This window comes from Mycobacterium pseudokansasii, from assembly GCF_900566075.1.
Taxonomy (GTDB): domain Bacteria; phylum Actinomycetota; class Actinomycetes; order Mycobacteriales; family Mycobacteriaceae; genus Mycobacterium; species Mycobacterium pseudokansasii.
The window spans coordinates 2986667-3001953 of sequence record NZ_UPHU01000001.1; the positions used below are offsets into that span (position 1 = coordinate 2986667).

The window sequence follows — 15287 nt, forward strand, 5'->3', positions numbered from 1 at the left end:
TTAGGGTGGGATTCCGTGGGTCGGCAGGCCCAGCTAGGTCAGGCTAGAAAGGCAAGCCCTGCCCGTCTTCACGGAGGTCGCCCAGTTGCGCAAGCATCCGCAAACTGTCACCAAGCACCTCTTCGTCAGCGGCGGGGTCGCATCTTCCCTCGGCAAGGGATTAACGGCGAGTAGCCTCGGCCAGCTGCTGACCGCCCGCGGGTTGCAGGTCACGATGCAGAAACTCGATCCGTACCTCAACGTCGACCCGGGCACCATGAACCCGTTCCAGCATGGCGAGGTTTTTGTCACCGAGGATGGCGCCGAGACCGATCTCGACGTCGGCCACTACGAGCGTTTTCTTGATCGCGACTTGTCCGGCTCGGCGAATGTCACTACGGGACAAGTGTATTCGACGGTGATCGCCAAAGAACGCCGTGGCGAGTACCTCGGTGACACCGTCCAGGTCATCCCTCATATCACCGACGAGATCAAACGGCGCATCATGGCGATGGCCGAACCCACTGCGCAGGGACGCCGTCCGGACGTGGTCATCACCGAAATCGGCGGCACCGTGGGCGATATCGAGTCGCAGCCGTTTCTGGAGGCGGCGCGCCAGGTGCGCCACGACCTGGGCCGGGAGAACGTCTTCTTTCTGCACGTGTCGCTGGTGCCTTACCTGGCCCCGTCGGGCGAGCTCAAGACCAAGCCGACGCAGCACTCGGTGGCCGCACTGCGCAGCATCGGCATCACTCCGGACGCGCTGATCCTGCGTTGCGACCGCGATGTCCCCGAAGCGCTGAAAAACAAGATAGCCCTGATGTGTGACGTCGATATCGACGGCGTGATTTCCACTCCGGACGCGCCCTCGATCTACGACATCCCCAAGGTGTTGCACCGCGAGGAACTGGACGCGTTCGTGGTCCGCCGGCTCAACCTGCCGTTCCGCGACGTCGACTGGACCGAATGGGACGACTTGTTGCGCAGGGTGCACGAACCGCACGAGTCGGTCCGAATCGCCTTGGTGGGCAAGTACGTTGAGTTATCCGACGCGTACCTGTCGGTGATCGAGGCGTTGCGGGCCGGCGGGTTCAAGCATCGGGCCAAGGTCGAGATCCTCTGGGTGGGTTCCGACGATTGCCAGACCGACGGCGGTGTCGCGGCGGCGCTGGGCGATGTCCATGGGGTGCTGATTCCAGGAGGGTTCGGCATCCGCGGCATCGAGGGCAAGATCGCTGCAATCTCGTACGCCCGGGCTCGGGGCTTGCCGGTGTTGGGCCTATGCCTGGGCCTGCAGTGCATCGTGATCGAGGCCGCCCGTTCGGTCGGTCTGAGCCAGGCCAATTCGGCCGAATTCGAACCCGACACCCCAGATCCGGTTATCTCCACGATGGCCGACCAGCAGCGCATCGTGGCCGGCGAGGCGGATTTGGGCGGCACCATGCGCCTGGGCGCCTACCCCGCGGTACTGGAGCCGGATTCCATTGTGGCGCAAGCCTATCAATCAACGAAGGTGTCCGAGCGGCACCGGCACCGCTACGAGGTCAACAATGCCTACCGGGATCCGATCGCCCGAAGCGGCCTGCGGTTTTCCGGGACCTCACCCGACGGTCGCTTGGTCGAGTTCGTCGAATACCCGCGTGACCAGCACCCCTTCCTGGTCGGCACCCAGGCTCACCCCGAGTTGAAGAGCCGGCCCACCCGCCCGCATCCGCTGTTCGTCGCATTCGTCCGAGCCGCGATCGACTACAAGGGAGGCGAGCTGCTGCCCGTCGACATCCCCGAGATGTCGGAGCCCGTGTCGAACGGAAACGAGCGGCGAAACGAGCATCGAGACGGCGTCGCGCAGCCGCTACCTGAACCCGCGACTCGTGGCTGAACACGACTTCGAGACGATATCGTCCGAAATCTTGCATACCGGAGCGATTTTCGCACTGCGCCGGGACCGGGTGCGAATGCCGGGTGACACCACCGCCGTCCGTGAAGTCGTCGAGCATTACGGCGCGGTCGGTGTCGTCGCGGTCGACGACGACGGCAACATCCCTTTGGTCTATCAATACCGCCACCCGTTCGGCCGGCGGCTGTGGGAGCTGCCGGCCGGATTGCTCGATGCGTCGGGGGAGCCGGCGCATCTCACTGCCGCCCGCGAGTTGCAGGAAGAGGCCGGTTTGCAGGCCGCCAGCTGGCAGGTGCTCGTCGACCTCGACTCCACGCCGGGCTTCAGCGACGAATCGGTGCGGGTATATCTGGCGACCGGGCTCAGCGAGGCGGCGCAACCCGAGGCACACCACGAAGAGGCCGACATGACGGTGCAGTGGTTTCCCCTCGAGGAGGCCGCGCGCAAGGTGTTCAGCGGCGAAATCGTCAATGCCATTGCGGTGGCCGGGATTTTGGCCGCACAGGCGGTAACCGGTGGGCTGGCCCAACCGCGTCCGGTGGACAGCCCCTGGATCGACAAGCCGACGGCCTTCATGGCGCGAAAGACCGCGCGGTGACGACACTGACGCTGGACACACAACTGCAGGGCTACCTTGACCATCTGGCGATCGAACGCGGCGTGGCGGCCAACACCCTGAGCTCGTACCGGCGGGACCTGCGCCGCTACACCAAGCACCTCGAAGACCGGGGAATCACCGACCTGGCCGCCGTCGGCGAGGACGACGTCAGCGACTTTCTGATGGCCCTGCGGCGCGGCGATCCCGAATCGGGGGCGACGGCGCTGTCGGCGGTGTCAGCGGCCCGGGCGCTGATCGCGGTGCGCGGGTTGCATCGGTTCGCGGCCGCCGAAGGCCTGGCCGAGCTTGATGTGGCGCGCGCGGTGCGCCCGCCGGCACCGGGCCGGCGGCTGCCCAAGAGTCTGACGATCGACCAGGTGCTGGCCCTGCTGGAAGGCGCCGGCGGCGACAACCCGGCCGACGGACCGCTGACCCTGCGCAACCGGGCGCTGCTGGAGCTGCTGTATTCCACCGGGTCGCGGATCTCCGAAGCCGTGGGTCTCGACGTCGACGACGTCGACACGCAAGCCCGGTCGGTGTTGTTGCGCGGCAAGGGCGGTAAACAACGGCTGGTGCCGGTGGGACGTCCGGCCGTGCACGCGCTGGACGCCTACCTGGTGCGCGGGCGCCCCGACCTGGCCCGCCGGGGTCGCGGCACGGCGGCCATCTTTCTCAACGTGCGCGGCGGCAGGTTGTCACGGCAAAGCGCATGGCAGGTGCTTCAGGATGCGGCCGAGCGTGCCGGCATCACCGCGGGTGTGTCGCCGCACATGTTGCGGCACTCGTTTGCCACCCACCTGCTCGAGGGCGGCGCCGATGTCCGGGTGGTGCAGGAATTGTTGGGTCATGCCTCGGTGACGACGACGCAGATCTATACGCTGGTCACCGTTCATGCATTGCGAGAGGTGTGGGCCGGAGCGCACCCCCGGGCGACTTGACGGGTGCCGTCGGGCAACCGCTGTTCGCGCCGGCCCCAAAAGCGTTGGCGCAATGGTTTGTGCGGGTGCGCGAAGAACACTCGAGATTCGCCTCGTCGCGTGACGGGCGAAAATCAAGGTCGACAGCCGTAGACTGCTGCGGTGTTTTCGGAGACGCGCTACGCCCATGCGGCAGTCCACCCTCCCCCGATCCGGCGTTTGTAAGCGTCGGTAACGAAGGCGACGCCGGGCAACCGCAGCCCAACACACCACGGATTCACTCATTCGATGACAGGTCTAGTCGAACATGCGCTAATTTGCCTTCTCGTCGGGCCTTGACCAAAACTAGTTATTGCCATTTTTGCGCGCTTCAATTCGTCTGTATACCTCAGCCATCCTCTCGGCTAAGCCTGAATCCACCGATGTACTTGGTGTGACGGTTTGCGACCGGATTGAGTTGAGGCCGCTGGGTGGTGGCGCGTTTGAGCTGCTGGCCTCTTCTGCCAGCTTGTCCAGTTGGGATTGGCCCCTGAAGTAGGGCGGTTTGGTCAGGGCGGGCGGTGACGGAGCGCGGTTTTCTTTCAGGCGGCCAGCGCTGGTGGTCCGCGGTGGGTGGCGTGAAAGGCGTTGAGCCAGTGTTGTTCCCAGGGCCAGTCGCGGGGTAGGTGCCAGGTGATCGTGTCACGTCCGGCGCGGGCGGGGCGGGCGGCGACGTTAATCAGTTGGGTGCGGATGGTGGCACCGCGGGCCAGGGCGTGTTCGGGTGAGGCCAACACACCCAGGGCGCGGGTGAGCGCGTGGGCGGTGGCGGCCAGGGCCAGCCAGGCGGCATTGGCATTGAACTTGCCCGAAGGTAGATGGGCGAGTGGCCCGGCGAACAGGTCGGCGAAGACCTGTTCGATGATGGCGTGGGCGCGGTGTTGGGATTCGGCCTGCACGAGTTGAAACGGGCTGTTGGTGAATACCGCGTGATAGCGGTGGGCGGCAAACAGCTCGCCCTGGCCGTGGCCGGCGGGGCTTTTGGCCAGATCGCGCACCCGGCGCACGATCAACCGCCCCTCGGTGGCATGCGCTGGGGTGGAGGTGAACGCGGTGTAGGGGACTTCGGCGATCTCGGCGTCGGAGATCCATTGCCCGGCCTGCTCGTCGAACACCGCGTTGGGATAGGCGATGGCGGTCCAGGCGTCCTCGTCGATGGCGGCGATGGCACGGCGGATCTTGGGATCCATGCGCACGGTGACCGAAAAATGTGCCCCATTGCGGCGGCAGGCGGCCACGAACGCCCCGTTGTAGAAGGCCGAGTCGACGCGCACCACGATCAGCCCGGTAATCCCGGCGGCGCGGGCAGTGCTGATCGCCTCGGCCACTAGCGATGCCGCCCCGCGTGCGGAGGCGGCGTTGCCGCCGCGCAGCCGGGTGGTGGTGATCACCGGGGCGGCGATCGGGGTACTCACGGTGGCGATCAGCGCGTTAAGCCCGCGCACCGTCAGCGATTTGGACGCGATCTTGGCATGCCCGAACGCCGCGCCCTGCTTGTCCGGCCCGAATACCCGCTTCTGCGTCGAGTCGACATCGATGAATGCCAGCTGATCGGCGCCGGGCAGCAGCGGGGTGCGCGCGGCCAGCTCGGCCAGCACCATGCGGTGCGCCGCTCCTAGTTGACGCACGTGGCCGTGGGTGAACGCGCGCAGAAACGACCCCAGCGTGGAAGGGGCGCGGATCCCGCCGAAGGTGTCCGGCAGCGCGCCGTGGCGCAACAGGTCCATGCCGTCGATATCGTCGGCGCCGGCGATCATCCCCGCGATCAGCGAGCCGACCTTCACACCTGCGTTGGCGCCCACCTCGGCGTTGAGCCGAACATGCTGGGCGACAAGCTCTTCCAGCCCCACCAGCTGGGCCAGCCGCATCACCGGCACCAGCCCGGCATGCGACACGAGATTCGGGTCATCGAAGCTGGCGTGCGTCTTGGCCGCGGCATGTAACAATTGCACTTACGAGGTGCCCTTTCCTCGGGACGGATTGAAGCTTCACCAACTCCGATCTTCCCAGGTCAAAGGGCACTTCTGCTGTTACGACACACTCAAGGCGCCAATTGCATCGGTGCATTCAGGCTAAGGCTCGCTGAAATGCATCCTCGCCCTCATCCATTAGCGCCGGATTATCTGACGGTTCTTCCTCTATCGCCACGACTCGGTCTACACTGCCATTTTGGCGCGCTTCAATTCGCCCGTATACCTCAGCCATTCTCTCAGCTAATGTATTCTGAAATTCAGCTTCGCTCCGATCATTTATGTTCGAGATATATTGCGCTTGTGGATCTATCACCACTACCCAATCCTCGTCATTGTCAATGGGGTCTATAGAAGTAACCGGCATCGTCGCAGTAGAGGTGCCCGTTATCTCCGGCCAGTCGCGCATAGTGTCATTGCCACTGATGTCGGAGCCTCCTGACGAAATTTGCACCCCGGCCCCGCTTCCCTCGGAGCCGCCGCCCTCGCTGCTTGAGCCGGAGGAGCCGAAGACATCCTTGTTGTCACAGCTGTCGAGTTTGAAGCCGTCATGAGAGGTCAGGGCGATGGCGAGTCTGCCAACACCGATATACCGGACGCCGGTACCCAGCAGCGGGGTGGTGCTGGCGTCGCCGATGGCCGTAGCACCACTGGTCAGCGCTAATGCTCCTAGTACCGCGGTAGCAAACCTTTTGCGTCGCAACGGTTTGCCGCCCCGAGACTGCAGGTGAGTCGAGCCAGAATCAATCGCGTTGGCGTTGGGTTGAGGTGCCGGATCGCGGGCGGGTCTCGTCATGTGTCGTGGACCTTTCGGTGATGGCCAACCGCAGCAACGGCGGTCGATGAAGTTGGCAAGGCATTGAGACAGAAAAATGCTTCGCAAATTGTGGGGGCCTGACTTCGGTCACTTTTCCGGTTTGGGGTTGGCGCGACGCTTGGACCTGCTGTTTTGTGGTCGTTGGGGCCGGAATGTGTGCACTAACGGATGGGTTCGTAGGGTGCCGGAGTGGCCTATATGCGGACGGTGAGGACCAAGTCGGGGGCGACAGCGGTGCAGATTGTGTGGTCGTCGCGGCGCGGTGCACGCTCGATCGAGCATGTGGGTTCGGCTCATGACGCGGTGGAATTGCAAGCACTCAAGACGGCGGCCGTACGGCGGCTTACTGTCCGTGGCCATGAAAAAGTACCCACTGGTGGCCAAGTCGAGGTATCCGTTTTTGGCCAGATAAAAGTATCCACCCCGTGTTCGTCGTGTCGATCAGGAACTGCGGGCCCCGATGGTGACGGTGAAGGCGCCAACCACTCAGCGCCACCACCGGGGAGTTCCATTGAAATCTGCGAAGGACCGAATGGACATCATTTCCGCCTACCAACAGCTCGGGTCGTATAGGGCTGCCGCCGAGCACTGCGGCACCACCCACCGCACCGTCAAGAAGATCGTGGACAAGTTCGAGGCCGACCAGGCCGGCGTCCCGCCACCACCGCGGGCCGAACGGGCCCACAACTACGACGCGGTCGCCGATCTGGTCGCCGAACGCGTGGAGAAATCGAAGGGTCGGATCTCGGCCAAGCGGCTGCTCCCGAAGGCCCGTGCGGCGGGCTACACGGGTTCTGATCGTAACTTCCGCCGCCTCGTCGCGGAGGCGAAAGCGTTGTGGCGCAGCACCAATCACCGAGGCCGTCGTCCAGCCGTGTGGGAACCCGGTGAGTACCTGGTCATCGACTGGGCTCAAGTCGGACCGGGGTTGTTCCTGTTCTGTGCGGTGCTGGCGTTCTCGAGGTGGCGCTTCGTGCGCTTCGCCACCAACGAGCGTGCCTCGACCACGTTGGCATTGATCGCCGAAGCCCTGGCCGCCGCGGGTGGGGTCCCGGCGCGGGTGCTGGCCGACCGGATGGCCTGCCTCAAGGGCGGGGTCGTGGCCAACGTCGTCGTCCCGACTCCGGACTACGTCCGGCTGGCCGGTCACTACGGCTTCGCTCCCGATTTCTGTCATGCGAGTGACCCGCAGTCCAAGGGCATCGTGGAGAACCTGTGCGGCTACGCCCAGGACGATCTTGCCGTCCCGCTGTTGACCGAGGCCGCCGTCACCGGAACACCGGTCGATCTGCGTATCGCCAATGCCGCGGCGGAGGTGTGGTGCGCGGAAGTGAACGCCGCGACCCATTCGGAGATCTGCGCGGTTCCCGATGAACGGTTGATCGTCGAACATGAACTGCTGCAACCACTCCCATCCCTGCGACTGCAGATCGGGGCACCATCGGTGCTGCGCAAGGTCGACCGCCTGTCCTGCATCCGGTACGGGTCGGCGCGCTACTCGGTGCCGATGCGGTTGATCGGCACCACGGTGGCCGTGGTCGTCGACCACGGCGCCATCTGTCTGCTGGAGCCCGGCACCGGGGTGATCGTGGCCGAACACGAACTCGTCGCACCCGGCGGCACCTCGATCCTCGATGAGCACTACGACGGACCCCGGCTAGCACCCAGTCGCGGCCCGCGCCCGAAGACCATGGTCGAGAAGCAGTTCTGCGACCTCGGCGCCGATGCGCAGGCGTTCCTGGTCGGCGCCGCGGCGATCGGCAACACCCGGCTGGCCTCGGAGTTGGAGATCCTGCTCGCCCTCGGCGCGGCCCACGGCACCGACGCCCTGGTCTCCGCGCTGCACCGGGCGGTGGCGTTCCGCCGGTTCCGAGCCGCCGACGTGCGTTCCATCCTGGCCGCGGGCACCGGGGCGCCGCAGCCCCGACCCGCTGGCGACGTGCTCATCCTCGACCTGCCCGTGGCCCCGACCCGCTCCCTGGACGCCTACAGGATCACCCCCGCCGTGGCCGATGGCGAGGTGATCCCATGAGCAGGACGCCACCCATCACCGACGCTGAACCCGTTGCACCGAAATCGATTCCACCCCTCGCCGCCGATCTGGATGCCGGGTTGCGACGGTTGAAACTGGCCGCGGTGCGGCGCACCGCACCCGAAGTCCTGATCACCGCCAAGACCCAACGCTGGACTCCCGAGGAGGTTCTGCGCACGCTGGTCGAGACCGAACTGGCGGCCCGCGACGCCTCGAACGTCGTCAACCGCCTCAAAGCCGCGGCGTTCCCCGTGCCCAAGACGTTGGAGAGCTTCGACGTGGCCGCCTCCTCCATCCCGCCGAAGACCTTCGACTACCTGTCGAGTCTGGAATGGATTCGCGCGCAACAGAATCTGGCGATCATCGGCCCCGCCGGCACCGGCAAGTCCCACACCCTGATCGGGTTGGGAACCGCCGCGATCCACGCCGGACACAAGGTCCGCTATTTCACCGCCGCCGACCTCGTCGAAACCCTCTACCGCGGCCTGGCCGACAACACCGTCGGCAAGATCATCGAATCGCTGCTGCGGGTCGACCTGATCATCCTCGACGAACTCGGGTTCGCCCCCCTCGACGACACCGGCACCCAGTTGCTGTTCCGGCTCGTCGCCGGCGCCTACGAACGCCGCTCGCTGGCCATCGGATCGCACTGGCCCTTCGAGCAGTGGGGCCGCTTCCTGCCCGAACAGACCACCGCGGTCAGCATCCTCGACCGCCTCCTGCACCACGCCACCGTCGTCATCACCGACGGTGACTCCTACCGCATGAAAGACGCCAAACACCGGAAGGAGACGCCCACACCAACCTAGGAACTACCGCACGGGGTGGATACTTCTATCTGGCCACCAGCGGATACTTCAACCTGGCCATTGACACTTACTGGAGGTCAGCAGACCCTCGACCTTGATGTCGGTGACACCGAAATATCCGGTGCCTCTTTGGAAATCGTCTCTTCGCGGATGGCGTTTTTGTGGGACAGCTTGTGCGCTGCGTATGTCCGGCTTGGCTTCGATCGGGCCGCTGGAGCCGATGAGGTGTTCCGGGATCTGGTGCTGGCCCGGATCATCGAGCCGACCAGTAAGGCCGACTCGCTGCGGGTACTGGCCGAGACCGGTATCGCCACGGTGTCCTACCGCACCCTGACCCGGCACCTGCCGCGGTTCGCCACAGCGGCTTTCGGCCGGGCGTTGTCCAAGGCGTGCGCGGTTCAGGCGGCGTTGGGGCCGGCGTCGTTGGTGCTCTACGACGTCTCGACGCTGTACTTCGAGACCGATAAGGCCGACGGATTCCGCGAGCCCGGATTCTCCAAAGAACGTCGGCTCGAACCGCAGATCACCATCGGCCTGCTCACCGATGCGACTGGATTTCCATTGGCAGTACACGCATTTGAAGGCGACAAGGGTGAAACCAAGACGATGCTGCCCGTCATCAACGCCTTCAAGAAGGCCCACCAACTCACCGATGTCACAGTGGTCGCTGATGCCGGCATGATCTCCGAGGACAACCAGAAAGCGATCTACGCCGCCGGGCTGACCTTCATCCTCGGCTCCAGGATCCCGTTCCTGCCCGGCGTCATACGCGAATGGCGCGACAAGCATCCCGGCGAGGACATCCCTGACGGGCACATCTTCACCCAGGCCTGGCCGGCCAGCAGCAAGGAGAAGGCCCGCGGGATCCCCGACCGGGTCATCTTCTACCAGTACCGTGCTGACCGGGCCCGGCGCACCCTGCGTGGTATCGATGAGCAGGTAGCCAAAGCCCAGGCCGCCGTCGACGGGAAGGCCCCCCTCAAACGCAACCGGTTCATCACCGTGACCGGCGAGAACCGGTCGGTGAACCGGGAGTTAGAAGCCAAAGCCCGCGAGTTGGCCGGGATCAAGGGCTACACCACCAACCTGACCGGCCAGACCGCAGACTTCGTCATCGATGCGTATCACCAGTTGTGGCGGATCGAGAAGGCGTTCCGGATGTCCAAGCACGACCTGGCCGCCCGCCCGATCTACCACCACAAACGCGAGTCCATCGAGGCCCACCTAAACATCGTGTTCGCCGCGCTCGCAGTCAGCCACTGGATCGAACACCAAACCGGTTGGAGTATCCGGCAATTCGTGCGCACCACACGCCGATACCGCACCGTGGACATCCGAGCCGGCCAACACACCCTCACCGCCGCCGATCCACTGCCCGCCGACCTACGCGACGCCCTCGCCCAAATCAGCGGAGCCGACCTACGCACTAAATGACCGAAGTCAGGTCCTAGTACCGCGGTAGCAAACCTTTTGCGTCGCAACGGTTTGCCGCCCCGAGACTGCAGGTGAGTCGAGCCAGAATCAATCGCGTTGGCGTTGGGTTGAGGTGCCGGATCGCGGGCGGGTCTCGTCATGTGTCGTGGACCTTTCGGTGATGGCCAACCGCAGCAACGGCGGTCGATGAAGTTGGCAAGGCATTGAGACAGAAAAATGCTTCGCAAATTGTGGGGGCGAACGTTGGCGCGGTGAGCCGTCAGCTCATCGGTTTCCCTATGCCGCAAGGTGCCACCGGTAGGCTGTGCCCTCGCCGCCGGGGAGCCGGGCATTAGCGTAAATGCGGCAGCTGACAACGCCCATCCCCCAACCGGCCTACAGAGGGTCCACCGATCGGTGGACCCGGTGTCGGGACGGTCGACAAGTTTGCTGATGCGTCATCCAGAGCAGTCGACCGCGACCTCGAGGGCCGCGCAAATGGCGCGCATCCGGTTGTCGGCGAGTCGGCCAAGCCGATTCACCAACACCCCGACAGAGACACTTTCGACTGAATCCAGATTCACCGCAGAACGGCGCGGGATCGGGTCGGAACCCGGCTCAAGAACAACCTCGCTGGCCAGCCCCCGAATGGTGGTGGTGCACGGTGCGACGAGTGCGCGTCGAAGCCGAGGGATCGCCGCATCGCGCGACAGCACAACGACAGGACGCCGCCCGATCTCGGCCATCTCACACCACCACACCTCTCCGCGTGCCGGAAGTGCGCTCACGACTCTCCAGCAGCCCGCCGCCACGACGCAAGGTCGCCCCACTCGTCTGGCTCATCAAGCGGGTGCTTGTCGTAGGCCGCATAGCTCGCATCCACCTCGGCCGATCGATGGCGAGCAAGTAATGCCCCGAGAGCCTCATCGATGAGAGCTGCGTCCGTGATTCCTGCCCGCACGTCGCGTGCACTGCTCAACAGCCCAGCGTCGACAGTAGTGCTCAGACGTATGCGATTCATGCCACTATTATGCCACGTCCAGGGCAAACTCTCATGCCAGCTTCTGGTGACGTATTCCCGGCCTGCACGGGCCACTCGGACCATCGCAGAGGTCAAGTCCAGGGACGTGGTGTATGACGTCGTCGTGTGATTCTTCGACTTGGTGGTTTCGGCGGTCAGTGCCGCTGGAGTTGCCTGCTGGTGGGGTGTCGGTGGTGAGTCGCTCTTGATCCGGCCCTCGGGGTGGGGTCACGGCACGGCTGCGTGACCGTTGCTTGGCAGCAGGTGATCTCATGTTCAAGAGCATGTCGACCTCGGGCCTCTCGAAGTCGCGGGTGTACCGCGCCCCGGGCGGTCGTCCTCCGGTTTGAGGTTGGTGGGTTAACCCCTAAACCTAGAGCCGCACCGCGTGCGCCTCCCTCGTTTCACCGATGGAACGCGGACGTGCATTAGCCAATCAAAACCGCCCAGAACAGCACGAAAACCCTTTCGTGGCAAATACAATCGATCATGGCGCGCGGGTACAGCAAGATGGCGCCCAACTTCTGACTGTGGATAATCGCCAAGTGCCCAGACTTCAGGTGAGCAGTCCGCGGATGTCGTCGGCCGTCAGCGCGGAGGCGAAGGCGTTGCCGTCGTCGATTACGCTGGCAAAGAGCTTGGCTTTGCGCGCATTGAGCGCGATGACCTTGTCCTCGATGGTGTCGCGGGCAATGAGCCGGTACACCATGACATTACGGTTCTGGCCGATGCGGTGGGTGCGGTCGATGGCCTGGGTTTCGGTGGCCGGATTCCACCACGGGTCGAGCAGGAAGCAGTAGTCGGCCTCGGTGAGGTTCAACCCGAAACCGCCGGCCTTGAGACTGATCAGGAAAACCGGCGCAGTCCCTTCTTTGAACTGCTGAATCACCTTGGGGCGGTTGCGGGTTCGCCCATCAAGGTAGCAGTAGTCGATGCCCTCGGCGCCGAGGCGATCTCGTACCCGGCCAAGGAAGCGAGTGAACTGGCTGAACACCAGCGCGCGATGGCCGCCGTCGGCGACGTCACGCAGGTGCTCAGCAAGCGCATCGATTTTCGCGCAGGCCTGCGCGTGATGCGCAGGGTCGACAAGCCCGGGATGCAGGGCCATCTGGCGCAGCACAGTCAAAGATTTCAGGATCGTGAATCGGTTGCGCTGCATGTCGTCGAGCAAGCCGAGCACTTTCTGGCGTTCGCGTTGCAGCCGCTTGTCGTAGAGCGAGCGGTGTCTGGGCGGCAGCTCGATATCGAGCAATTGCTCTTGCTTGGCGGGCAGCTCGGCGGCCACCAGCTCCTTGGTACGACGCTTGACGAGCGGCTTGATCCGGCGGCGCAACAGCGCCAGCAACTCGGGGTCGCCGCTCTTCTCGATGGGTTTTGCGTAGTAGTCGGCGAACTTGGCCGGGCTGGGAAACAATCCCGGGGCGGCGATCGATAGCAGCGACCACAGCTCCATCACGTTGTTCTCCATCGGCGTACCCGTGATTGCCACCTTGATGGGGGCGGGTAGCCGGCGCGCGCACTGGTAGGTCTTGGCGTGCCGGTTCTTTACGTACTGGGCTTCGTCCAGGATGAGGCCGGACCAGCTTTGGGCGGCGTAGGCGTCGAAGTCGAGGCGGAACAAGGTATACGAGGTAACGACGATGTTGGCGCCGGCGGCCAGCTCGTCAAGGACGATGCCGGCACGGCGCAGAGTATCGCTGATCGCAGCCACCGACAGTTCCGGTGCGAACCGCGCGGCCTCCGCGGCCCAGTTGGCAACCACACTCGAGGGCGCCACCACCAAAAACGGGGCCGGACTCGGATCCTTTTGTTGGACATGGCAGATCAGTGCAAGCGATTGGACCGTCTTGCCGAGGCCCATGTCGTCGGCGAGGATCCCGCCCAGCCCGTGGGCGTAAAGCGTCGCCAGCCACGAGAACCCGTCGGCCTGGTAGGGCCGCAGTTCGGCGCGCAAGCCGCTGGGCACCGGCACCGGCTCCACTCCCTGTAGCGCGCGCAGTCCGCGAACCTGCCGACGCCACTCGTCGGCCTGTTGGGTGACCACTCCCAATGCCGCGAGTTCGTCGAACAGCCCGGCCTGGAACCGGCTGATCCGGGGCGGTCCCTCGTCGGCATCGGTCAGCGCGCGGGCTTCCTCGATCAGCCGGCGCAGCTTCACCAGCTCCGGCTTGTCCACCGCAAAGTAGGCTCCGTCGGCCAGTAGCACATGTGACTGGCCGGAGGCCAGCGCGGTGAACACGCCGACGAACGGAATCTGCTTGCCCTCAACGGTGATCGTGATGTCCAGGTCGAACCAGTCCGTCTGTCCGGGCACCGCATCCGTGGCCACACCGATGACCAGGGACTCGCCCGCCTCCCGATAGTCGACGGGGTCGCCGGTCACCTCCAGCACGACGTCGGACAGCCCGGTGAGCAGCGGTTGGAGTTCGGTGGCGAACCGCATGGTCTCCAGGCCGCACAATCGGGCTCGGGCAATCAGTCTGCCGTCGGAGGCGCGGAGCCCGAACCGCTCCAGCGGGGCGTCGATGCCGCGCGCAAGCCCGGCCTCCGTGCCCGGGTCGCGGTAGCCTGGATCACCGGACGTATCCACACTGACGCGAAACTCGTTGTCGCCCATCCGGTACGCCCACTGCAGCGTCAACTCGACCTCGTGTCCATCCCGATAGTCGGCACGCAGCACCAACATCGGCCCGGTGATCGCCGGCGGCGTGAACGAGGTGTCCGACGACGTGATGGCCGCGATCCGCCGCAGCTTCGGGTAATACTCGGCGGTGAACTGCGCCGCCTCAGCTGCGGGGATGGCCAGGATCTGACGGCCAAGGGTCATCCGCTGCAACGTCACCGAGACCGGCTGGTCCATCCGTGCCAGCCGCAGCCCGCCGTCGGTGCAGACAACGCCATGGCCCGACGACCCGATAAACGCGGCCGCTTGTGCCGCCGCCCCGTCGACTTCAAGCAAGGGCATGACCGTGAGGTTGCCCGACGCGTCGGCGGCGACGTCCAAGGACAGGCGCGCCGCGGCATGCGGCAGCACGTCGTGGTGGTCCTGTGCCTGCACCAACCGCACGCCGACTCGGCGCAGCTCGGCCAGGAGTGGCCATAACTGGGCTGACTCGAACTTCAGCAGCGAGATCGTCTTCGCGTCCCCATACGAGGTATACGAATAGCTGTAGTAGCCAGTCAGATTCGGAGCCCCCGCCCGGTAGGCGGCATAGAACTCTTGTAGCGCGTGGAGGTGCGCGTCGGGATAACCGTAGTGTCGAAGCGCGGACAAGCGGCCCCAGCTCAGGTCGGCGGCGACCCAGCCACCGCGCTTACCCGGGCGCACCACCCGCGCGTCCAAGCCGCTTGCCGACAGGTTCAGCTCGATCGCCAGCGGCGTGCCGGCGGTGCTGGCCGGCGAAGATGTCGGGAACAACGAGTCCAGTGACGTGCGCCATGCCGCCGGGGCCGGCAGGACCGGCTGCGCGGCCGATGGGCGTTGCGAGCGTGTCTTGGTGGTCCCGCTGGCCGCGATGAGGACCGCGGCCACATGTTTACAGTCCACTTGCACGGGGCAGGTGCACAACCCGATCTCGAGGTTCCAGGAATCGGCGTCATCCATCGACAGTTGCGCGGTGGTGGTGTAGGTGCGGCCCCGGTTACCGCGAACGCTCCCGGTGAGACTGTCGTCGCCGGGGTTCCATGAACAACGCACCACTCGTCCTTCACGCGCGTAGTCCAGGCCGCGGCGATAGGTGTCGGCGCCCAGATGCGATGCGGCGTCGTCGAGGTCGATCGAGGGATACATCAATG

General features: G+C 65.0%; 9 protein-coding genes and 3 pseudogenes. 7 read left to right on the forward strand and 5 right to left on the reverse strand.

The window, feature by feature from the left end:
• The first annotated feature begins 85 nt into the window (after window positions 1-85).
• From EET10_RS13560 to xerD, 3 genes are read left to right on the forward strand one after another with little or no spacing between them, the layout of a single operon-like run.
• Window positions 86-1858: a CTP synthase gene (locus EET10_RS13560; protein ID WP_036403322.1), complete on the forward strand. Its 1773-nt coding sequence runs from the start codon at window positions 86-88 to the stop codon at window positions 1856-1858.
• The gene (locus EET10_RS13565) at window positions 1851-2474 is read left to right on the forward strand and encodes an NUDIX domain-containing protein (protein ID WP_036403320.1); all 624 of its coding nucleotides are present in this window, start codon (window positions 1851-1853) and stop codon (window positions 2472-2474) included. The genes EET10_RS13560 and EET10_RS13565 overlap by 8 nt, the downstream gene beginning before the upstream one ends.
• Window positions 2471-3412, forward strand: coding sequence for a site-specific tyrosine recombinase XerD (xerD, locus tag EET10_RS13570; protein ID WP_036403317.1), 942 nt, complete (start codon window positions 2471-2473; stop codon window positions 3410-3412). The genes EET10_RS13565 and xerD overlap by 4 nt, the downstream gene beginning before the upstream one ends.
• Window positions 3413-3972: 560 nt before the next feature.
• Here the strand turns inward: xerD and EET10_RS13575 are convergent.
• Entirely contained in the window at window positions 3973-5382 is a 1410-nt protein-coding gene (locus EET10_RS13575) for an IS1380 family transposase (protein ID WP_036402124.1), read from the reverse strand.
• A 115-nt stretch (window positions 5383-5497) separates the two neighbouring features.
• The gene (locus EET10_RS29185; protein ID WP_136624735.1) at window positions 5498-6196 is read right to left on the reverse strand and encodes a hypothetical protein; all 699 of its coding nucleotides are present in this window, start codon (window positions 6194-6196) and stop codon (window positions 5498-5500) included.
• A 210-nt stretch (window positions 6197-6406) separates the two neighbouring features.
• On the opposite strand from EET10_RS29185, the pseudogene EET10_RS30830 reads away from it, so the two are divergent.
• From EET10_RS30830 to EET10_RS13595, 4 genes and pseudogenes are all read left to right on the forward strand, one after another.
• Window positions 6407-6562, forward strand: a pseudogene (locus EET10_RS30830) (IS1634 family transposase); the annotation flags it as partial.
• Window positions 6563-6728: 166 nt separating this feature from the next.
• Window positions 6729-8249, forward strand: coding sequence for an IS21 family transposase (istA, locus tag EET10_RS13585; protein WP_122501925.1), 1521 nt, complete (start codon window positions 6729-6731; stop codon window positions 8247-8249).
• Window positions 8246-9058: an IS21-like element helper ATPase IstB gene (gene istB, locus EET10_RS13590; protein WP_122501800.1), complete on the forward strand. Its 813-nt coding sequence runs from the start codon at window positions 8246-8248 to the stop codon at window positions 9056-9058. The genes istA and istB overlap by 4 nt, the downstream gene beginning before the upstream one ends.
• A 66-nt stretch (window positions 9059-9124) precedes the next feature.
• Window positions 9125-10492, forward strand: a pseudogene (locus EET10_RS13595) (IS1634 family transposase); the annotation flags it as partial.
• A 437-nt stretch (window positions 10493-10929) separates the two neighbouring features.
• Here EET10_RS13595 and EET10_RS13600 read toward each other — a convergent pair.
• The 3 genes and pseudogenes from EET10_RS13600 to EET10_RS13610 all read right to left on the reverse strand — a co-directional run bounded on the left by EET10_RS13600 (window position 10930) and on the right by EET10_RS13610 (window position 15282).
• The gene (locus EET10_RS13600; protein WP_036403315.1) at window positions 10930-11259 is read right to left on the reverse strand and encodes a type II toxin-antitoxin system PemK/MazF family toxin; all 330 of its coding nucleotides are present in this window, start codon (window positions 11257-11259) and stop codon (window positions 10930-10932) included.
• Window positions 11256-11516 (reverse strand): annotated as a pseudogene (locus tag EET10_RS13605) (type II toxin-antitoxin system antitoxin MazE5); the annotation flags it as partial. The pseudogene EET10_RS13605 and the gene EET10_RS13600, both read right to left, overlap by 4 nt.
• A gap of 532 nt (window positions 11517-12048) precedes the next feature.
• Window positions 12049-15282 carry a DEAD/DEAH box helicase gene (locus EET10_RS13610; RefSeq protein ID WP_122502217.1) on the reverse strand — a complete coding sequence of 1078 codons (3234 nt, stop codon included), beginning with the start codon at window positions 15280-15282 and terminating at the stop codon, window positions 12049-12051.
• Window positions 15283-15287 lie beyond the last annotated feature (5 nt).

Bases quoted from the DNA above. Each gene is read 5' to 3' on its own strand.
- EET10_RS29185 (WP_136624735.1), bottom strand. From the start codon at position 6,196: ATGACGAGACCCGCCCGCGATCCGGCACCTCAACCCAACGCCAACGCG.
- EET10_RS13610 (WP_122502217.1), bottom strand. From the start codon at position 15,282: ATGTATCCCTCGATCGACCTCGACGACGCCGCATCGCATCTGGGCGCC.
- istB (WP_122501800.1), top strand. From the start codon at position 8,246: ATGAGCAGGACGCCACCCATCACCGACGCTGAACCCGTTGCACCGAAA.